The sequence below is a fragment of the Bacillus sp. CCB-MMP212 genome (genome assembly GCF_022748145.1).
Lineage (GTDB): Bacteria > Bacillota > Bacilli > Bacillales > Bacillaceae_G > Bacillus_A > Bacillus_A cereus.
This window is the reverse complement of the sequence record NZ_JALDQE010000002.1, coordinates 554,423-575,299: the sequence shown is the minus strand read 5'-3', so window position 1 is coordinate 575,299 and position 20,877 is coordinate 554,423. Positions and strand designations below refer to the sequence as shown.

Here is a 20,877-nt window from a genome sequence, read left to right as displayed (position 1 = left end):
ACCTCATTCAATACCATTCCAATTGTGTTATCGTACGTTCAATTTCAGGAAATGAATCGATGTACTCCAGTACACGATTCATTTCTTTTTCACAGATAACACGATTTGAGGATACGGAAACAATCGCAATTTCTGTACGTTGCCATACATCTTGATGCCCAACTTCAGAAACAGCTACATTATAGCGCTGTTTCACACGAGTTAGCACTCGTTGCAAAATTGCCCGTTTCTCTTTTAAAGAATGCACATCGTAAATCATACACTCGAATGAGAGTGAAGCGACAATCATCGCTTCACTTCTTCCATAACGTATGCTTCAATGATGTCCCCTTCTTTAAGGTCATTATATCTCTCAATTGTAATACCACACTCATAGTTTTGTGCAACTTCTTTTACGTCGTCTTTGAAACGTTTTAACGTATCAAGTTGTCCTTCGAAAATTACGATACCATCGCGGATAATACGAACGCCACTATCGCGTGTAATTTTACCGTCAATTACGTAACAACCTGCGATTGTTCCAACTTTTGTTACCTTGAATGTTTGACGAACTTCCGCTTGACCGATTACTTTTTCTTCGAATTCTGGATCCAGCATACCTTGCATTGCTAATTCAATTTCTTCGATTACTTTGTAGATAATGCGGTGTAAGCGAACATCAACGTTCTCTAATTCAGCTGTACGCTTCGCGTTCACATCCGGACGTACGTTAAATCCAATTACAATTGCATTAGATGCAGAAGCTAAAATGATATCAGATTCTGTAATCGCACCTACACCAGTGTGAATGATTTTAACTTTTACGCCTTCAACATCAATTTTACGAAGTGACGCTGCCATCGCTTCAACAGAACCTTGTACGTCTGCTTTTACGATTAAGTTGATTTCTTTTACATCGCTCTCTTGGATTTGTTGGAATAAATCTTCAAGGCTTAATTTAGATTTCTCACCACGTTGTGCAACTAACGCTTCTTGTGCACGTGATTCACCGATTTGACGAGCTTTCTTCTCATCAGCGAATGCCATGAAACGATCTCCAGCCTGTGGTACTTCATTTAAACCTGTAATTTCAACAGGAGTTGATGGACCAGCAACTTTTACACGACGACCAATATCACTTACCATTGCACGAACACGTCCGAATGAAGTTCCAACAACGATTGGATCTCCAACTCGAAGTGTACCGTTTTGAACTAATAATGTCGCGATAGTTCCTTTACCTTTATCAAGCTGTGCTTCAATTACAGTACCCGTTGCATAACGATTTGGGTTTGCTTTATATTCTTCTACTTCACTTACAAGAAGAATCATCTCTAGCAAGTTGTCAATTCCCTCGCCTTGGATTGCAGAAATTGGTACGAAAATTGTATCTCCGCCCCAAGCTTCTGGAACTAATTCATATTCTGTTAATTCTTGCATTACACGATCAGGATTCGCCGCTGGTTTATCCATTTTATTCACAGCAACAATAATTGGTACTCCAGCTGCTTTTGCATGGCTAATCGCTTCAACTGTTTGAGGCATAACACCGTCATCAGCTGCAACAACAAGGATTGTAATATCAGTTACTTGCGCACCACGAGCACGCATCGTTGTAAATGCCGCGTGACCAGGCGTATCTAAGAATGTAATTTTCTTATCATTTACTTCAACTTGGTATGCACCAATATGCTGAGTAATTCCACCCGCTTCGCCAGCAGTTACTTTTGAATTACGAATTGAGTCAAGTAATGTTGTTTTACCATGGTCAACGTGTCCCATAATCGTAACAACAGCTGGACGCTCTTTTAAGTTTTCTTCATCATCTTGCTCATCAATGAATGTTTCAAACTCAGTTTCACTTACAACTACTTCTTCTTCTACTTCAATACCGTAATCAGTAGCAATTAACTCAATTGTATCTTTATCCAAGTCTTGGTTAATTGTTGCCATAATTCCAAGCATGAAGAGCTTTTTAATAATTTCAGATGGCTCTTCACTTAACTTTTTAGCAAGTTCACCTACTGTAAGGCTTCCAGAGAAAGTAATTTTATCTGGTGTTTCTACTATTTGCGTTTGTTGTCTTCCAGCAAAGTTATCTTGACGTTTGTCTTCATTTCCTTTGCCTTTTTTCTTTTTCTTATTGCTGTTCTTTTTACTGCGAACAACTTTCTCTTCTACTTCAAACTCATCTGCAACAGAAGGTTTTTCCGCTCCAGTGTTATATTCATTATCTAATTTATTTACTACTTCATCTTCTAACATTGTCATATGATTCGAAACCTCGATATTCATCTCTTTAAGTTTTGTCATAAGATCTTTACTTGAGATATTATTTTTTTTTGCATATTCATGTACTCGAATTTTACTCATACCTTCACCCCCGGTAATTTGTATCGAGCATGCTACGTAGCTTTTTCGCAAAGCCTTCATCTAACACAGCTACAACGACTCGCTCGTCTCTCCCAATCGCATGCCCTAATTGTTGTCGATTTTCGACTTTTTTCATTGGTACGTTGTAGTACGTCGTTTTATCAGTGATACGTTTAGTAGTGTTCGCTGACGCATCTTCAGAAAGCAATACGAGCTTTGCTTTACCACTTCGTACTTCTTTTAAAACGAGTTCTTCACCCGAAATGATTTTTCGAGCGCGATTTGCTAGTCCTAAAAACGATTTCCAATCGGACACTTATTTCGACTCCTTCTCAACAAGCTCAAGAAGCTCTTCGTACAGAGAACTGTCGATTTTCGCTTTTAGATGATGTTCCAAAATGTTTTTCTTTTGGGCTTGCATAATGCATTCTTTATCTTTTGACAAATATGCACCTCGTCCTGATTTTTTTCCAGATAAATCAATAGACACTTCGCCCTCTTTGGAACGAACAATGCGAACGAGCTCTCGTTTTGATTTCATCTCTTGCGTCGCGATACATTTTCGTAACGGAACTTTTCGATTGCTCATACTCATCACCTCTATTCGATTTCGTCTTCAACTGAATCGAATCCGAATGCGATTACGCTATCTTCTTCTGTTACAATTCCAAGTTGTTTCGCATCAGACTCACTTTTAATATCAATTTTCCAGCCTGTTAATTTAGCTGCAAGACGCGCATTTTGTCCACGCTTACCGATAGCTAATGATAGCTGGTGGTCTGGAACAACAACAGTTGTTGCTTTTTCATCTTCATCTACAAGTACTTTAACAACTTGTGATGGGCTTAAAGCATTTGCAACATATTCAACTGGATCATTTGACCAGCGAACGATGTCAATCTTTTCACCTTTTAGTTCATCTACAACACGTTGTACACGTTGTCCTTTCGGTCCTACGCAAGAACCAACTGGATCAACATCAATGTTTTCTGCATGCACAGAGATTTTAGAACGATCTCCTGCTTCGCGCGCTACAGAGCGAATTTCTACAGTTCCATCATAAATTTCTGGAACTTCCATTTCGAATAAACGTTTTAAAAGACCAGGATGTGTACGTGATACGTAAATTTGTGGTCCTTTTGTTGTCTTTTCTACTTTTGTAATAAATACGCGAATACGATCATGTGGCTTATATTGCTCATTTGGCATTTGCTCACTTACAGGTAATAAAGCTTCTACTTTACCTAAGCTTACGTAGATGAAACGAGCATCTTGGCGTTGTACAATACCAACCATAATGTCTTCTTCACGATCACTAAATTCTGAGTAAATAACACCACGTTCTGCTTCACGAACTCGTTGTGTTACAACTTGTTTTGCAGTTTGCGCTGCAATACGACCAAAATCTTTTGGCGTTACTTCAATTTCTAGTACGTCGCCATCTTGGTAGTTTGGATTAATTTGTCTTGCCTCTTCTACAGAGATTTCAAGACGTGGATCAAACACATTATCAACAACGTCCTTACGTGCTAAAACTTGAATTGTTCCCACTTCTGGGTTAAAGCTCACACGAACGTTTTGTGCTTGGTTAAAATTGCGTTTATAAGCAGAGATTAACGCTGCTTCAATCGCATCAATAATAATATCTTTACTAATACCTTTTTCTGACTCTAATACGAGCAAAGCATCTAACAACTCAGTGCTCATGAAGATCCCCCTTCTTACTAAAACGTAACAGCAAGTCGCGCATTTGCAACTTTATCCATTGGAATTTGGATTTCTTTTTTACGTGTTTTAATTGTTAATAGTAGTGTAATTGTAGTACCGTCGTAGGAAAGTAACTTTCCTTCAAACATCTTTTCGCCATCAATCGGCTCATATGTTTTAATTGCCACTTGTTTTCCTACCGCTTGCTGGAAGTCTTTCTCTTTCTTTAATGGGCGTTCTGCTCCAGGAGATGATACATCCAAAAAGTAAAGGTGAGGAATTGGATCCTCTTTATCTAAAGCTTCGCTTAAACGTTCACTTACCGCACCGCATTCTTCAATGTCGACTCCCTTTTCAGAATCGATGAATACGCGTAAGAACCAGTCTTGTCCTTCTTTCACATACTCTACATCTACAAGTTCAAGATTTAACTCTTCAACGATTGGCTGCGCAAATGCTTCTACAACTTCTGTGACTTTCTTATCCATAAACAGCCTCCTTCCTGCCGCCATGTACCATTTACAAGAAAAGATCCCGTTCATAAAGACGGTCTATCTTATTCTTTCTCGTTAGCTAACAAAAGCCCCTGCCGTTAAGCAGGGAATATCTGTCTTAGTATTACCAAATTTAAGAAGTAAAACTTGTAACAAAATATGTATATACGACAGAAATGTCTTTACTATCTACATGAATAAAATGTAGATAGTAACACGAAAGAGTGGGTTTCCCCACTCTCTTTTTCACAAAATATACATGACATGGTTATCTCGGTTTATAGTATACCATAGCAAATATTGATTTGCAAAGACTTTTCCTACCTATTAGAACAGTGATAATTGGTTTTGATCCGGCAAATCTCCTAAACAACCTTGGCTATCTAAATACTCAATAATTGTTTTCGAAACCTTACTTCGTTGCTGTAAGTCTTCTTTTGATAAGAAGTCTCCATTTTTGCGCGCTTCCACAATACTTAAGGCTGCGTTCGTACCAAGACCAGGCACTGCATTAAACGGAGGGATTAATGAGTCCCCATCAATAATAAATTCCGTTGCATGCGAACGGTATAAATCAACCTTTTGGAATGAGTATCCACGCTCGCACATTTCAAGCGTCATTTCTAGTACCGTTAATAAACTTTTCTCTTTCGGCGCTGCATCCAATCCTTTTTGAGCTATTTCATCAATTTTCACACGTATGGATGCTGAACCTTTCGCCATCGCCTCTACATCAAAATCATCTGCACGGACTGTAAAATATGCCGCATAGAATAAAAGTGCAAAATGTACTTTAAAGTATGCGATACGCACAGCCATAAGTACGTAAGCAGCCGCATGGGCTTTAGGGAACATATATTTAATCTTCTTACATGAATCAATATACCAACCTGGTACATTATTACCTTTCATGTCATCTTCCCATTCTTCCGGTACACCTTTACCTTTACGAACCGACTCCATGATTTTGAAGGCTAATGATGGATCTAAACCTTGATAGATTAAATATACCATGATGTCATCACGACAACCGATAACTTCACTCAGCGTACATGTACCGTTATAAATTAACTCATTTGCATTACCCAGCCATACGTCAGTACCATGTGACAGTCCAGAAATTTGGACCAATTCTGAGAATGTCGTTGGTTTTGTCTCTTCTAACATCTGTCTTACGAATTTCGTACCGAATTCTGGGATACCAAGTGTACCTGTTTTACAGTTAATTTGTTCTTCCGTTACCCCTAACGTTTCTGGACCAGAGAAAATTTTCATTACCTCTGGATCATCCGTTGGGATTGTTTTCGGATCAATACCACTTAAATCTTGTAACATACGAATAACGGTCGGATCATCGTGTCCTAGTATATCAAGTTTCAATAAATTATCATGAATCGAGTGGAAGTCAAAATGCGTTGTTCTCCACTCAGCACCAATTGAATCAGCAGGAAACTGTATTGGGGAGAAATCAAAGATATCCATGTAATCTGGCACAACGATTATACCACCTGGATGCTGTCCAGTTGTACGTTTTACCCCTGTACATCCCGCTACTAAGCGGTCAATCTCTGCATTCCGAATTGTTAAATTGTGATCATTTGCATAACCTTTTACATATCCATAAGCTGTTTTTTCCGCAACTGTACCAATCGTTCCAGCACGGTATACATAATCTTCACCGAACAGTACTTTCGTATAGTTATGGGCACGTGGTTGGTATTCCCCGGAGAAGTTCAAATCGATATCGGGTACCTTATCTCCTTTGAATCCAAGGAACGTTTCGAATGGGATATCATGTCCATCTTTTACATATGCCACATTACATGTCGGACAATCTTTATCTGGTAAGTCGAAACCAGAGCCTACCGAACCATCATTAAAGAATTCAGATTGCTTGCATTTTGGACAGACATAATGTGGTGGTAATGGGTTTACTTCTGTAATTTCCATCATCGTTGCAACGAACGATGAACCTACTGAACCACGCGAACCTACTAGATATCCGTCGACTAACGATTTTTTCACAAGCTTATGTGAGATTAAATAAATAACGGCAAATCCATGTCCAATAATACTTTTCAATTCTTTTTCTAAGCGAGCCTCTACAATTTCTGGTAGTTCTTCACCATATATACTGCGTGCCATTTTATAACTCATATCACGTGTTTCATCATCGGCACCCTCAATTTTCGGTGTATATAGATCATCTTTTACCGGACGAACATCACCAATTAATGACGCAACTTTTTGTGTATTCGTTACAACAACTTCTTTCGCTTTGTCCTCACCTAAAAATGAAAAACACTCTAGCATTTCATCAGTTGTACGGAAATGTACTGGCGGTAATGAATGTCGATTTAACGGATTTGCCCCGCCCTGTGAACTAACTAAAATTTTACGATACATTGCATCTTCTGGATCTAAGTAATGCACGTTCCCTGTAGCGACAACTGGTTTATCTAACGTCTCACCTAGTTTTACTAAGTTAGAGATAATTGTTTTTAATTGTCCTTCATCTCGAACGAGTTCTCGCTCTACTAAATGACGCAACACCTCTGGAGGCATTACTTCAATGTAATCATAGAACTGTGCAATTTCTTCTACCTCTTCAGGAGCTTTTTGCATCATTGCCTCAAATACTTCACCTTTATCACAAGCCGTTCCTACTAAAATTCCTTCACGGTATTTTTTTAATAGTGACCTCGGTACTCGTGGTACACGGTAAAAGTAATTAAGGTGAGAATATGAAACAAGTTTATATAAATTTTTCAACCCAACATCTGATGTGGCAAGTAACGTCATATGACTTGGACGGCCACGCTTATACGCATCCCCTTGTCCCATGCTATCATTTAATTGATCGTGATATTCAAATCCCTTTTCAATTACATCTTTCAACATTTTCACAAGTAAATATCCCGTCGCTTCTGTATCATAAATCGCACGGTGATGTTGCGTTAATTCAATATCAAGTTTTTTACACATCGTATTTAATCGATGATTTTTCATTTCTGGGAATAAGAATCGTGCAAGTTCTAACGTATCAATAACGGGGTTATTCGTTTTTTCTAACCCAGCCTTTTTAAAACCTACGTTAATAAAGCCCATATCAAAGCTTGCATTATGGGCAACAAGTGTCTGGTCACCCATCCATTCCTCAAACTTTTTAAACACTTCGTCCACTTCTGGTGCATCAGTTAACATATCATCTGTAATACCTGTTAATTCAATAATCGTCGCTGATAATGGTTGATGTGGATTTGCGAAAGATTCAAAGCGATCAATGATTTCGCCACCCTTTACTTTTACGGCAGCCAACTCAATGACTGTGTCGTATACAGCTGATAAACCTGTCGTCTCAACGTCGAAAACAACATACGTTTCCTCTGCAAGTAAACGATGCGCCTCGTTATACGCTATCGGTACACCATCATTAACTAAATTCGCTTCTACACCGTATATAACTTTAACTCCAGCTTTTTTCCCCGCAGAATATGCCTCCGGGAACGACTGAGCCACAGCATGGTCTGTAACCGCAATAGCTTCATGTCCCCATTTACCAGCTTGGGCAACAAGCCTAGAAACAGGAGTAACAGCATCCATTTGGCTCATCGGAGTGTGAAGATGAAGTTCTACACGCTTTTCGCCTTCTGGCGCTTTATCTTTACGAGACGGCCCTGTTATTTCATTAATATCATTTGCAATCATTACTAAATCTCGAACGAATGTATCGTTTTGAACAGAACCACGCGCTTTCACCCACATTCCTTTTTTCAAGGATTGCAGCATTGGAATATCTTCTTTGTCACGCGAGAACATTTTAATCATAATAGAATCCGTATAATCCGTTATTTTTAAAGTTAATAACGTACGTCCACTACGAAGCTCTTTTGTTTCTACATGGAAGACATATCCTTGAACCGTTTTTCTTCTTTCTTCATCTTGAATTTCTCGCATCGGTGTAATCTCTTCATCCGGCTTAATAAGATACCCGAGTGTAATCGGTCCTTCATGCACAACGCTGCTTTCTTCAGCTTGCTTCTTCGCCATTTCTTCCATAGCTTGTATAACACGCTCGCGGTCTTCTTGCTGCGTTTGCTCACGAAACTTTTGCATTTCTTCTGCATTTTGCTGTATATGTGTGTCTAACTGGAAACGCGGGAATCCAAAAGCTTCGTATTGATCCCCCACTGGTTTCGCAACGTTTTTCTTTAAAGCAGTAGACTCCAGCTCATTATTTACATTTATTAACAACTTCACTCCATTCACCTGCGGAAGTTGCTTCTTTAAGTACGCGAACATGGGTGAAAATGTAATTCGTTCCGTACAAAGTGGCCAATACGCCCTTACTTCTTCTTCTGTAAATTGTTTATTCTCTGTTTCTAATGCAAATGTTGTTCTTGCAATATGAGAAAATGATTGCTTAAGCTTTGTTTCTAGCAATTCATATAATTCTGTAGGCAAAATACGTGGCACTTGTAAATCAAAATGCCAACTTTTATTCGCTTTATCAATAACGAGCCTTTCAATACCACCGCCTTGTAAATATTGATTTATAAGGTCGTCTGGTATTTGCAACTGCTGGAGCAAAATTTGAAATCGCTCTTGTTGTTCATTTGTTAAAGACATAAGCACTCTCCTTCCATTTGCTATTATAAATTGAAACGTACTACAAAGAAAGATTTCTTCCTTCTTCTTTTACAAAATACGTTTACAAAGAAAGAGAAGGTACCCCATTACGAGGTACCTCTTCTTATTTTAAAATATTTGCAATATATGTTTGAAGTTCTTCTACTTTTACTTCTTCAGACTCACCTGTAGCACGTACTTTCACTTCTACAATACCTTCGTCTGCTTTTTTACCAACTGTAACGCGAACTGGAAGACCGAATAAATCTGCATCTGCAAACTTAACACCTGCACGCTCTGCACGATCGTCTAATAACACTTCATAGCCTTGTTCTTGTAATGAGTTGTAGATATTTTCACCCATTTCACGTTGTGCATCAGATTTCATATTTACTGGAATTACATGCACATGGAATGGTGCTACAGCTTTTGGCCAAACTAAGCCGTTCTCATCGTTAAACTGCTCTGCAATTGCTGCCACTGTACGAGATACACCGATACCGTAACAACCCATAATAAGTGGTTGTGTTTTTCCGTTTTCATCTAGGAATGTCGCGTTCATTGCTTCACTATAACGAGTTCCTAATTTGAATACATGACCAACTTCAATTCCGCGTGCGAAAAGAATTGTTCCGTTTCCATCTGGAGATTGGTCTCCTTCTTGAATGAAGCGTAAATCTGTATATTGACTTACTTTAAAGTCACGTTCTGGATTTACATTTACATAATGGAATCCTTCTTCGTTCGCTCCTGAACATCCGTTAACAATTGATGCTACAGCGTGATCAGCAATAATTTCAATATCACCTGTTACACCAATCGGCCCTAATGAACCAATTTCACAATTTAATAATTCTTTTACTTCTTCATGAGAAGCAAGCTCAACAACTGAAGCGCCGTATACATTTTTCACTTTCACATCGTTTACTTCGTGATCACCACGAACAAGTACAACTACTAATTTCTCATCTACTTTAAATACCATAGACTTAATGCACTTGTCAGCTGCAATGTTTAAGAATGCAGATACTTCTTCAATTGCTTTTTGGTCTGGTGTTGCTACTTTTTCAAGAGCTTTTTCTGCTTCGTCACTCTTCGTATACGTATCTACAACAGGAGCCATTTCGATGTTTGCTGCATAATCAGATGTGTCAGAGTATGCAATTGTATCTTCACCAACATCAGATAATACCATAAATTCATGTGTATCTTTTCCGCCCATTGCTCCAGAATCAGCAATAACTGCACGGAAATTCAAGCCACAACGAGCAAAAATGTTAGAGTATGCTTTATATAAGCGATCGTATACTTCATCTAAGCTCTCTTGTGTAGCATGGAAAGAGTATGCATCTTTCATTAGAAACTCTCTTCCACGTAATAAACCGAAACGAGGTCTTTGCTCATCACGGAATTTTGTTTGAATTTGGTATAATGTTAACGGTAATTTTTTATATGATTTCACTTCATCACGCACAAGATCCGTAATTACTTCCTCATGTGTCGCTCCTAATGCGAATTCACGAGCGTTACGATCTTTCATACGCATTAATTCAGATCCGTATGAATACCAACGACCTGATTCTTGCCATAATTCTGCAGCTTGCATAGCTGGCATTAATAATTCTACAGCTCCTGCACGCTCCATTTCTTCTCGAACGATACGTTCTACTTTGTGTAATACTTTTAATCCAAATGGTAGAAAACTATAAATACCAGAAGCATTTTGACGCATAAAACCTGCGCGAAGTAATAATTGATGACTCTTAATTTCAGCATCAGCTGGAACTTCACGTAATGTAGGACTGAATACCATACTTTGTTTCATTTATTTGCACCTCTTCATTTTACTCTTACACGCAGTAAAACCCCTCACCTCGAATTAGGTGAGGGATTTTATTCTACGAGCTCTATTTCATTATTAGTTTCATTCTATTTTACAAGAAAAACTTACGAATGTCATTCCATGTTACAACTAACATTAATAACATTAATAATGCAAAACCAATAAAATGAACCATTCCTTCTTTTTGACGGTCAATTGGTTTCCCTCGTAACGCTTCAATTAAGAAGAAGAATAAACGGCCACCATCTAAAGCAGGAACTGGTAATAAATTAAATAAACCAAGATTAATGCTTAGAACTGCCGCTAAACTTAGTACACGCGTAAATCCATAATCTACAACTTGATCTGTTAGATTATAAATTCCTACTGGACCTGACAACTCATTAATAGAAAATTGACCAGTTACTAATTTCACAAGAGATTCAAAAATTAGTTTCGTCCATTGGTACGTTTGTTCAAATCCTGATTTAATAGAACCCATTACTGTTTTCTCTACAGGAGAATAAACACCAATTCTACCAACTTCGTCTTTTCCTTCTTTATCAAGTGTTGGCGTTACTTTCACATTAAACTGTTCATTATCACGCTTTACTTGTAACGTAATTTCTTTATTCGGGTTTTCACGTACAATAGTAACAACATCTTTCCATGTACTTGTGTTTTTCCCATCAATCGCTTGAATTGTATCATTCTCTTTCAGGCCAGCTTGCTGTGCTGCACTATTATCCATCACTTTTCCGACCATTGGTTTGTCAATAGGAACCCCTTGTACAAATCCAAGAATCACAAAAATAACAAATGCTAAAATGAAGTTCATTGCAGGACCCGCAAAGATTGTTAAAGCGCGTTGACCCAATTTTTTAGAGCCAAATTGCCTGTTATATGGAGCAATTTGAATTTCTTCTCCAGCAGTAATGATGCGAGCCTTTTCATTCACTCGGAATGTTTGAAGCTCTTCCTCATACTCTTCATAGCCTGAAATCGTTAGATTATGCTCTAAATCAGCTTGTTCGACTTCAATAACACGAACATTTGGATATTTTTCATATCCATCAAAAACTAATTTCACAGCTTCGTCTTTTTCATTTAGCACAAGGCCAACCTTTTTCCCTGGCTTTAACTCAACTGTGTCTGCATCCTCGCCAGCCATTCTTACATAGCCACCCAGAGGCAGTAATCGAATCGTATACACCGTTTCATTCTTTTCAAATGAGAATATTTTCGGACCAAAACCAATCGCAAACTCGCGGCATAAAATGCCTGCTCTTTTCGCGAAGTATAGATGCCCTAGCTCATGGAAAAATACGAGTGCACCGAAAATTAATATAAAGGCAATCGCTGTATTCAATTCCATAACCACCTTTGCTAAATTTGTTCCATCACAAACCGTCTTGTGGCTGCATCAATTTCCAGAATTTCCTCTAAGCTCGGACGTGCAATGACATTGTGATGGTTCATTGCTTTTTCAATGAGGTCTTCCACTGTTAAGAAACCAATTCTCTTTTGTAAAAAAGCTTCAACAGCTACTTCATTCGCTGCGTTCATTACAGCTGGCATACTTCCACCTGCTTTTCCAGCTTCATACGCAAAACGTAAACAACGGAATCGTTCTTGGTCCATTTTCTCAAAATGCAACGTCCCTATTTCCCATAAGTTTAACTGTTTTGTGTCTGAAAGAGGCAATCTATCAGGATATGTAAGTGCGTATTGAATTGGTACTCGCATATCAGGTGAACCAAGCTGCGCCATTACACTACGATCTTCAAATTCAACCATAGAATGGATAATACTTTCTTTATGTAAAACAACATCGATTTGCTCATAAGGGATACCAAAAAGCCAATGTGCTTCAATTACTTCTAGTCCCTTATTCATCATTGTAGCAGAATCAATTGTAATTTTCGAACCCATTGACCAGTTTGGATGTCGAAGCGCATCTTCTACGGTCACATGATGCAATTCATCTCTCGTTTTATCACGGAAACTTCCACCAGAAGCCGTTATAATAAGACGAGAAATTCTTTTTTCATTTTCACCATTCAAGCATTGAAAAATAGCCGAATGTTCACTATCTACTGGAAGTAACGAAACATTATGTTTTCGCGCTGCTTCCATTACAAGATGTCCTGCAGTTACTAACGTTTCTTTATTTGCAATTCCAATTGTTTTTTTCGCCTCAATCGCACGAAGTGTCGGTAACAACCCTACGCTACCTACAACAGCATTTACTACAATCTCCGCATCTGGATGTAATGCTACTTCTAAAAGTCCTTCACTACCATATACAATTTTTGTATTACCAGAAACAGTTTGTAATTTTAAAACATCTTCCTCTCTTTGCACAGAGACGATTTGCGGAGAAAATTCTTGAATTACCTTTACTGCGTAGTCAATATTTTTCCCTACAGAAAAAGCAACGAGACGGAATTGGTCTGGGTGCGAGCGTAATACATCTAAAGTTTGTGTACCAATTGATCCGCTTGCACCTAATAAACTAATGTTTTTCATGACTCCAACCCCTCGTTCATTTATTAATTGTATTGTAATAAGAAGTAGAGAATTGGTAAAACGAATAACCAACTATCTGTTCGATCTAATATACCACCATGCCCAGGTAAAATTGTACCTGAATCCTTTACGCCATAATGACGTTTAAAAGCAGATTGTACTAAATCACCAATTTGTCCAAAAATAGAAATGATAATTGTCAGCACAATTAAAATTACTACATTCGATTCGACTGGGAAGAACACGTTGTAAACAAGTGCCACAATAATTCCACAAACGATGCCGCCTAATGAACCTTCAATCGTTTTATTTGGACTAATTTCTGGCCACAATTTTCTCTTGCCCAATGCTTTTCCTACGAAATATGCGCCTGAATCAGTAGCCCATATAACAAATAATGCACAAAACACATATTTAATTCCTAATATTCTCGTTTCATTTAAATATAAGAATCCCATTGCCACATATGTCGTTGCCATTAGTAAAAATGAAGCATTATCAAAAGTAAATGTATTCTTAGAAAGGACTGTATATGATAAAAGTAATAAAACAATCACAAATGTGATTTCCAATTTACCTAATCCAATCCATGTAAACAGTTCTGATGCACTACTTGGAATTAAAAGAATCCACAATAATACTGCAGCTAAAACTGTCGGTACTGAAATAAGCGTAAGCTTATTCATACGAATTAATTCATATAAACCTATAGAAGCAAGTGCATACACTAAAACCGTAAAAGGCACGCCACCGTATATTACGATGGGAATGAATAGCGCGGCAGCAACCACTCCAGTAATAATTCTCTGTTTCACTACCAAACCCTCTCTTTCTACACGCCTCCGAATCTGCGCCCTCTATGTTGAAAGTCAGTAATCGCATTTAGCAAATGTTCTTCTTTGAAGTCTGGCCAATACACATCTGTAAACCAAAACTCCGAATATGCAATTTGCCATAACATGAAATTACTAATACGTAGCTCTCCGCTTGTTCGGATTAACAACTCTGGATCGGGTAAAGAACTCGTCATTAAGTAGGAGGAAAGCATTTCTTCACTTACCTCTTCAGAACGAATTTTTCCTTCCTCATTATCTTTCATCATATGTTGCACAGCAGAAACGATTTCATCTCGACTTCCATAGTTTAACGCGAAATTAAGAATTAATCCCGTATTCTCTTTCGTATCTTCCATGGCTTTCTCCATCGCTCTGCGTGTATGCGTAGGAAGACGATCTTTTTGCCCTATTACTCGGACTTGTACGTTTTCTTCAATCAATTCTGGTAAAAATGTACCTAGAAATTCTTCTGGAAGCTTCATTAAATAATCAACTTCCTTTTTCGGTCTTTTCCAGTTCTCAGTTGAAAAAGCATAAAGAGTTAACACTTTCACATTAAGTTTACTTGCAAATTTTGTAATTTTCTTTACAACTTGCATACCTTCATGATGTCCCGCAATACGAGGCATTGCTCTCCTCTTTGCCCATCTTCCATTCCCATCCATAATGATGGCAATATGTTCTGGGATATATCCTTTTTTCACTTCTTCAACGAGATGATCAAACGATGTGTCCTTTTTACCTTTAAAAAAAGGAAAGTTTTTAAACATCATTCATACCCTCCAACAAGCAGACGTATGCCTAAAAGTGTAAAAAGACCCCCTTAAGAAGAGGGTCATATTTGCGAAGTTATCGCTATTACACTTCCATGATTTCTTTTTCTTTGTTTTTTGCGATTTCGTCAACTTTTGCAATATATTTATCTGTTTCTTTTTGGATATCTTCAGTATATCCTCTTAAATCATCTTCTGTAATCTCGCCAGCTTTTTCAAGCTTCTTAAGATCATCATTTCCGTCACGACGTACGTTACGAACAGCTACTTTTGCTTCTTCAGCATATTTTTTCACAACTTTAACAAGATCACGACGACGCTCTTCTGTTAATGCAGGGAATGCAATACGAATTACAGTTCCATCATTAGAAGGGTTTAAGCCTAAATCTGCTTTTAAAATTGCTTTTTCGATATCACCGATAGAAGTTTTATCATAAGGTTGAATTACAAGTAAACGTGCTTCTGGAACTGTAATGTTCGCTAATTGCACAACTGGTGTTGGTGCACCATAGTAATCAACTTGTACCTTATCTAATACAGACGAGCTTGCACGACCAGCGCGAACTGTTGCTAATTCACGAGAATAAGCAGCAACTGCTTTTTCCATTTTTTCATTTGAAGACTTCAATACTTGTTGTCCCATATTTATTTCCCCCTTACAACTGTTCCAATATTTTCGCCTAAAACGGCACGTTTAATATTACCTTTTTCCATAACTGAGAATACAATTAATGGAATATCATTATCCATACATAGAGAAGAAGCTGTAGAATCCATTACACCTAAACCTTCTTTTAATACATCTAAGTAAGTAAGCGTTTCGTATTTCGTAGCTGTTGGGTCAATAGATGGATCTGCGCTATATACGCCATCCACATTATTTTTTGCCATTAAAATAACGTCTGCTTCGATTTCCGCTGCACGTAATGCTGCTGTTGTATCTGTAGAGAAGTATGGATTACCTGTACCTGCTGCAAAGATAACAACACGTTTTTTCTCTAAGTGACGAACTGCTTTACGGCGAATGTAAGGCTCTGCCACTTGACGCATCTCAATTGAAGTTTGTACACGAGTTTGGATTCCAATATTCTCCAAGCTATCTTGAAGAGCTAATGAATTCATAACTGTAGCTAACATGCCCATGTAATCTGCTCCTGCACGATCCATGCCCATTTCACTTCCAATTTTCCCACGCCAAATGTTACCGCCACCAACAACAACAGCAACCTCTACATCAAGTTCTGCAATTTCTTTTACTTGTTCTGCAACTGACTTAATAACAGTTGGATTAATTCCAAATCCTTGCTCTCCAGCTAAAGCTTCTCCACTTAGCTTTAAAACGACACGATTATATTTCGGTTTACTCATAATGAACCTCCAATTGCTTACATCTTTATTTTAAAAAAGGGAACACAATGTGTTCCCTAATCTGTATTAGTTACTACCTTTTACTTGGTTCATTACTTCTTCAGCAAAGTTGTCTTCGCGTTTTTCGATACCTTCACCAACAGCGTAGCGAACGAATCCTTTTAATGTTCCGCCTTTAGACTCAACGAACTGACGAACTTTCATATCAGGGTTTTTAACGAATGCTTGGTCAAGTAAGCAAATCTCTTCGAAGAATTTGCCTAGACGGCCTTCAACCATTTTTGCAACGATTTTTTCAGGCTTGCCTTCGTTTAATGCTTGTTGTGTTAATACTTGACGCTCATGCTCAACTTCTTCAGCTGTTACAGCATCGCGGTCGATGTATTTAGGGTTAACTGCAGCGATGTGCATTGCAACATCTTTAGCAGCAGCTTCATCAGTAGAACCTTCAAGAACTGTTAATACACCAATGCGTCCACCCATGTGTAGGTAAGCGCCGAATGCATCTGCATCAGTTTTTGATACGATTTCGAAACGACGAAGTGTAAGTTTTTCACCAATTTTAGCGATTGCTTCGTTGATGTGCTCTTCAACGTTTTTACCGTTTTCCATTGTTTGAGCCATAGCTTCTTCAACGTTAGCTGGTTTGTTAGTTAATAAGTGAGCAGCTAATTCTTTAATTAGTGCTTGGAAACCTTCGTTTTTCGCAACGAAATCAGTTTCAGAGTTTAATTCTAAGATTAAAGCGTCGTTACCGTTTGTTTCGATGAAAGTTAAACCTTCAGCAGCAATGCGGTCTGCTTTTTTAGCAGCTTTCGCAATACCTTTTTCGCGTAAGAAGTCAATTGCCTTCTCCATGTCGCCGTTAGTTTCTGTTAAAGCTTTTTTGCAGTCCATCATACCTGCGCCAGTTTTTTCACGTAATTCTTTTACCATTTGAGCAGTGATTGCCATATTTTTCATCCTCCTAAAATATGTATTTATACCTTTTATAAAGGTGTTTATACCTTAAAAAAGGTGATAAAAGGCCGAACCCCTTATCACCTTTCCAACTTTGTTACGCAGTAACAGTTTCTTCACCTTGTTTTGCTTCAAGGATCGCGTCTGCCATTTTAGATGTAAGAAGTTTTACAGCACGAATTGCATCATCGTTTGCTGGGATAACGTGATCGATTTCGTCTGGATCACAGTTTGTATCAACGATACCGATGATTGGAATGTGTAATTTGCGTGCTTCAGCAACTGCAATACGCTCTTTACGAGGGTCTACTACGAATAATGCACTTGGAAGACCTTTCATATCTTTAATACCGCCTAAGAATTTCTCAAGACGCTCTAACTCTTTTTTAAGTTGAACAACTTCTTTCTTAGGAAGTACTTCGAAAGTACCATCTTCTTGCATTCTTTCGATGTCTTTAAGACGCTTGATACGCTTTTGGATTGTTTGGAAGTTTGTTAAAGTTCCGCCTAACCAACGTTGGTTAACGAAGTACATACCAGCACGAGTTGCTTCTTCTTTAATAGCTTCTTGTGCTTGTTTTTTAGTACCTACGAATAAGATGTCTCCACCTTCAGCAGCGATGTCGCGCATCGTTCTGTAAGCTTCCTCAACTTTTTTCACAGTTTTTTGTAAGTCGATGATGTAGATACCGTTACGCTCTGTGAAAATGTAACGCTTCATTTTTGGGTTCCAACGACGAGTTTGATGTCCGAAATGAACACCAGCTTCAAGCAATTGCTTCATAGAAATTACTGACATAATATAGTTCCTCCTAAATGGTTTTTGATATCCTCCGTTTACTTCATCTCTAAGCGAAACTACAAACGTAGCACCAACACTTAAATCAGTAAACGTGTGTACTTTGTACTGACACCACTGCTTACTATATCATACTGAAATATTACAATCAAGTCGAAAATGCGAACAATGTAAAACTTTCTTTGTTCATACTCGAATTCTAGTATTACCAACCTTCATTTCTTTTAAGCAAAAAAGTAAAACACAATTAATAGTTTTCCCAGAAAACACGCTTATAGCACTTTTCACAAGCGCCATCAATCCATTGCACAAAAAAACTCTCCTCGATCGAGGAGAGTTTTTTATAAATTAGTTTGTTTTTAATTTAGCAAGTTCCTGTAGAAACTTGTCGTTTAGTACTTTAATGTATGTTCCTTTCATACCTAAAGAGCGAGACTCAATTACACCAGCACTTTCTAATTTACGTAGTGCATTTACGATTACAGAACGAGTAATTCCTACACGATCAGCAATTTTACTTGCAACAAGTAAACCTTCTGTTCCATTTAATTCTTCGAAGATATGCTCAATTGCTTCTAACTCACTGTAAGATAATGAGCTGATCGCCATTTGAACAACAGCTTTACTACGTGCTTCCTCTTCGATTTCTTCTGCTTTTTCACGTAAGATTTCCATGCCTACAACAGTTGAGCTGTACTCAGCAAGGATTAAATCGTCATCTAAGAACTCTTGACCAAGACGAGCTAATACTAATGTACCTAGACGCTCACCACCACCAACGATCGGTACGATTGTAGTTAAACCTTGACCAAATAATTCTCTGTTTTCTACCGGGAATGCTGTGTAAGCACTGTTCACATCTAAGTTTGAAGATGTTTCTGTAATGTTGAATAAGCTTTGTGTATATTCTTCTGGGAATTGACGTTCTGCAAGCATTTGCTTCATGCGTTCGTTTTCGATTTGTTGGTGAATTGCATAACCTAGTAATTTACCACGACGACTAACTACGAATACGTTTGCTTCGATTACTTCACACATTGTGTCAGACATTTCTCTAAAGTTTACAGGCTTCCCTGCTGCGCTCTGTAATAACGCATTTAATTTTCTTGTTTTTGCTAATAATTCCATTTCAAAAGTTCCTCCTACATGTTACTCACATATTTTTTCATCACTTGGAAACTAGGGCGAGTCACCTGATGACACTATTACAAAATAAACTGGCTCACATCTTTATTTTTAGCAATTGTTGCTAATTTCTCCTCAACGTATTGAGGGGTTATCGTTATTTTCTCTAACGTAATTTCAGATGCTTCAAACGATAAATCTTCAAGGAGCTTCTCCATAATCGTATGAAGTCTTCTTGCTCCAATATTATCTGTATCCTGATTAACTTGATAAGCAATCTCAGCAATCTTACGAATAGCTTCGTCTGAAAATTCAATTTCTATACCTTCAGTCGCTAATAATGCCATATATTGTTTAATTAACGCATTGTCAGGCTCGATTAATATTTTAACAAAATCGTCTGTCGATAATTTTGTTAATTCTACTCGAATCGGAAATCTCCCTTGCAATTCCGGAATTAAATCCGACGGTTTAGACATATGGAACGCTCCAGCTGCAACGAATAAAATATAATCCGTTTTTACTGATCCGTATTTTGTCGCAACATTCGCCCCTTCTACAATTGGCAAAATGTCACGTTGCACACCTTCACGTGATACATCTACGCTATTCGACTGCTTACCAGCAATTTTGTCAATTTCATCGATAAAAATAATCCCGAGCTGTTCAGCACGATAAACAGCCTCTTGTGTAACTTCATCCATATCAATTAAGCGCTGTGCCTCTTCATTTGTCAAGAGTTTTCTTGCTTCTTTTACAGAAAGTTTACGTTTTTTTGTTTTTTTCGGCATAAAACTCCCTAACGCATCTTGGAAATTCATTCCCATTTGCTCCATGCCAGTTCCTTGTAACATATCAAACATTGACGACTGTTGCTCAGTCACTTCAATCGATACAATCTCTTCTTCAAGAAGCCCTGCAGCAAGCTTTCTCTCCACATCTTGACGTTTCTTTTCGATTTCACCATCTTCTTGTGTATCAGACGTTTGACTCGAATTTTGAGCGCCCCCAAAAAGCATCTCTAATGGATTTTTAAATCCAGATTGCTTCTCTGGACTCGGTACTAAAATTTCAACAAGACGTTGATTCGCTTGCTCTTCTGCTTTATCTTGAACTTTCACTACCATTTCTTCTTTTACGATACGAACCGATGTTTCCACAAGGTCACGTACCATCGACTCTACATCTCTACCCACATATCCAACTTCTGTGAATTTTGTAGCCTCAACCTTAATAAAAGGTGCTCCAACGAGTTTCGCCATTCGTCGTGCTACCTCTGTTTTCCCAACACCTGTCGGTCCAATCATCAAAATGTTTTTAGGTGCTATTTCATCACGTAAATTTTCAGCTAATTTACTGCGACGGTATCGATTTCTCAACGCTACAGCAACCGCTTTCTTTGCGTCTTTTTGACCGATGATATATTGATCTAATTTTTCCACAATTTGGCGCGGAGTAAAATGTAAATGCATATAAAATGCCT

Annotated in this window: 18 protein-coding genes; all 18 read right to left on the bottom strand. The window is 38.1% G+C overall.

From position 1 onward, the window contains the following. Nucleotides 1-7: 7 nt before the first annotated feature. Entirely contained in the window at nucleotides 8-289 is a 282-nt protein-coding gene (locus MRP26_RS07810; RefSeq protein WP_000634349.1) for a DUF503 domain-containing protein, read from the bottom strand. Beyond that, nucleotides 286-2,352 carry a translation initiation factor IF-2 gene (infB, locus tag MRP26_RS07805; protein ID WP_242806089.1) on the bottom strand — a complete coding sequence of 689 codons (2,067 nt, stop codon included), beginning with the start codon at nucleotides 2,350-2,352 and terminating at the stop codon, nucleotides 286-288. Before infB ends, MRP26_RS07810 begins: the two co-directional genes overlap by 4 nt. 4 nt (nucleotides 2,353-2,356) lie before the next feature. Further along, nucleotides 2,357-2,668 (bottom strand): YlxQ family RNA-binding protein, encoded by a 312-nt coding sequence (locus tag MRP26_RS07800; RefSeq protein WP_001286522.1) that lies wholly within the window; start codon nucleotides 2,666-2,668, stop codon nucleotides 2,357-2,359. Next, entirely contained in the window at nucleotides 2,669-2,941 is a 273-nt protein-coding gene (rnpM, locus tag MRP26_RS07795; RefSeq protein ID WP_000071125.1) for an RNase P modulator RnpM, read from the bottom strand. An 11-nt stretch (nucleotides 2,942-2,952) separates the two neighbouring features. Next, entirely contained in the window at nucleotides 2,953-4,059 is a 1,107-nt protein-coding gene (nusA, locus tag MRP26_RS07790; RefSeq protein WP_000102598.1) for a transcription termination factor NusA, read from the bottom strand. A gap of 17 nt (nucleotides 4,060-4,076) precedes the next feature. Next, complete coding sequence (rimP, locus tag MRP26_RS07785; protein ID WP_000359095.1) at nucleotides 4,077-4,547, bottom strand: ribosome maturation factor RimP; 471 nt, start codon at nucleotides 4,545-4,547, stop codon at nucleotides 4,077-4,079. A 333-nt stretch (nucleotides 4,548-4,880) separates the two neighbouring features. Continuing rightward, the gene (locus tag MRP26_RS07780; protein ID WP_242806087.1) at nucleotides 4,881-9,182 is read right to left on the bottom strand and encodes a PolC-type DNA polymerase III; all 4,302 of its coding nucleotides are present in this window, start codon (nucleotides 9,180-9,182) and stop codon (nucleotides 4,881-4,883) included. A gap of 124 nt (nucleotides 9,183-9,306) precedes the next feature. After that, nucleotides 9,307-11,007, bottom strand: coding sequence for a proline--tRNA ligase (locus MRP26_RS07775; RefSeq protein ID WP_016080534.1), 1,701 nt, complete (start codon nucleotides 11,005-11,007; stop codon nucleotides 9,307-9,309). 109 nt (nucleotides 11,008-11,116) lie between these two features. After that, complete coding sequence (rseP, locus tag MRP26_RS07770; RefSeq protein ID WP_001090233.1) at nucleotides 11,117-12,373, bottom strand: RIP metalloprotease RseP; 1,257 nt, start codon at nucleotides 12,371-12,373, stop codon at nucleotides 11,117-11,119. 17 nt (nucleotides 12,374-12,390) lie between these two features. After that, nucleotides 12,391-13,533, bottom strand: coding sequence for a 1-deoxy-D-xylulose-5-phosphate reductoisomerase (gene dxr / locus MRP26_RS07765; protein ID WP_000790379.1), 1,143 nt, complete (start codon nucleotides 13,531-13,533; stop codon nucleotides 12,391-12,393). A gap of 23 nt (nucleotides 13,534-13,556) precedes the next feature. Continuing rightward, the gene (gene cdsA, locus MRP26_RS07760; RefSeq protein WP_000813592.1) at nucleotides 13,557-14,348 is read right to left on the bottom strand and encodes a phosphatidate cytidylyltransferase; all 792 of its coding nucleotides are present in this window, start codon (nucleotides 14,346-14,348) and stop codon (nucleotides 13,557-13,559) included. Between the two features lie 17 nt (nucleotides 14,349-14,365). Continuing rightward, nucleotides 14,366-15,142 carry an isoprenyl transferase gene (gene uppS / locus MRP26_RS07755; RefSeq protein WP_000971296.1) on the bottom strand — a complete coding sequence of 259 codons (777 nt, stop codon included), beginning with the start codon at nucleotides 15,140-15,142 and terminating at the stop codon, nucleotides 14,366-14,368. A gap of 85 nt (nucleotides 15,143-15,227) precedes the next feature. Continuing rightward, nucleotides 15,228-15,785: a ribosome recycling factor gene (gene frr / locus MRP26_RS07750; RefSeq protein WP_000531505.1), complete on the bottom strand. Its 558-nt coding sequence runs from the start codon at nucleotides 15,783-15,785 to the stop codon at nucleotides 15,228-15,230. Between the two features lie 2 nt (nucleotides 15,786-15,787). Next, on the bottom strand, nucleotides 15,788-16,510 hold the full coding sequence (gene pyrH, locus MRP26_RS07745; protein WP_000042669.1) for a UMP kinase: 723 nt from the start codon (nucleotides 16,508-16,510) through the stop codon (nucleotides 15,788-15,790). A 66-nt stretch (nucleotides 16,511-16,576) separates the two neighbouring features. Next, on the bottom strand, nucleotides 16,577-17,464 hold the full coding sequence (tsf, locus tag MRP26_RS07740) for a translation elongation factor Ts (RefSeq protein WP_001018577.1): 888 nt from the start codon (nucleotides 17,462-17,464) through the stop codon (nucleotides 16,577-16,579). A 103-nt stretch (nucleotides 17,465-17,567) separates the two neighbouring features. Then, nucleotides 17,568-18,269: a 30S ribosomal protein S2 gene (rpsB, locus tag MRP26_RS07735; protein WP_000111485.1), complete on the bottom strand. Its 702-nt coding sequence runs from the start codon at nucleotides 18,267-18,269 to the stop codon at nucleotides 17,568-17,570. 348 nt (nucleotides 18,270-18,617) lie between these two features. Next, nucleotides 18,618-19,397, bottom strand: coding sequence for a GTP-sensing pleiotropic transcriptional regulator CodY (gene codY / locus MRP26_RS07730; protein ID WP_000421290.1), 780 nt, complete (start codon nucleotides 19,395-19,397; stop codon nucleotides 18,618-18,620). Between the two features lie 77 nt (nucleotides 19,398-19,474). Further along, nucleotides 19,475-20,866, bottom strand: coding sequence for an ATP-dependent protease ATPase subunit HslU (gene hslU, locus MRP26_RS07725; protein WP_242806080.1), 1,392 nt, complete (start codon nucleotides 20,864-20,866; stop codon nucleotides 19,475-19,477). Between the last annotated feature and the right edge of the window lie 11 nt (nucleotides 20,867-20,877).

Coding starts and splice junctions, on each gene's coding strand:
- MRP26_RS07810 (WP_000634349.1), bottom strand. CDS start 289: ATGATTGTCGCTTCACTCTCATTCGAGTGTATGATTTACGATGTGCAT.
- infB (WP_242806089.1), bottom strand. CDS start 2,352: ATGAGTAAAATTCGAGTACATGAATATGCAAAAAAAAATAATATCTCA.
- rnpM (WP_000071125.1), bottom strand. CDS start 2,941: ATGAGCAATCGAAAAGTTCCGTTACGAAAATGTATCGCGACGCAAGAG.
- nusA (WP_000102598.1), bottom strand. CDS start 4,059: ATGAGCACTGAGTTGTTAGATGCTTTGCTCGTATTAGAGTCAGAAAAA.
- rimP (WP_000359095.1), bottom strand. CDS start 4,547: ATGGATAAGAAAGTCACAGAAGTTGTAGAAGCATTTGCGCAGCCAATC.
- MRP26_RS07780 (WP_242806087.1), bottom strand. CDS start 9,182: ATGTCTTTAACAAATGAACAACAAGAGCGATTTCAAATTTTGCTCCAG.
- MRP26_RS07775 (WP_016080534.1), bottom strand. CDS start 11,007: ATGAAACAAAGTATGGTATTCAGTCCTACATTACGTGAAGTTCCAGCT.
- dxr (WP_000790379.1), bottom strand. CDS start 13,533: ATGAAAAACATTAGTTTATTAGGTGCAAGCGGATCAATTGGTACACAA.
- uppS (WP_000971296.1), bottom strand. CDS start 15,142: ATGATGTTTAAAAACTTTCCTTTTTTTAAAGGTAAAAAGGACACATCG.
- frr (WP_000531505.1), bottom strand. CDS start 15,785: ATGGGACAACAAGTATTGAAGTCTTCAAATGAAAAAATGGAAAAAGCA.
- pyrH (WP_000042669.1), bottom strand. CDS start 16,510: ATGAGTAAACCGAAATATAATCGTGTCGTTTTAAAGCTAAGTGGAGAA.
- tsf (WP_001018577.1), bottom strand. CDS start 17,464: ATGGCAATCACTGCTCAAATGGTAAAAGAATTACGTGAAAAAACTGGC.
- rpsB (WP_000111485.1), bottom strand. CDS start 18,269: ATGTCAGTAATTTCTATGAAGCAATTGCTTGAAGCTGGTGTTCATTTC.
- codY (WP_000421290.1), bottom strand. CDS start 19,397: ATGGAATTATTAGCAAAAACAAGAAAATTAAATGCGTTATTACAGAGC.
- hslU (WP_242806080.1), bottom strand. CDS start 20,866: ATGCATTTACATTTTACTCCGCGCCAAATTGTGGAAAAATTAGATCAA.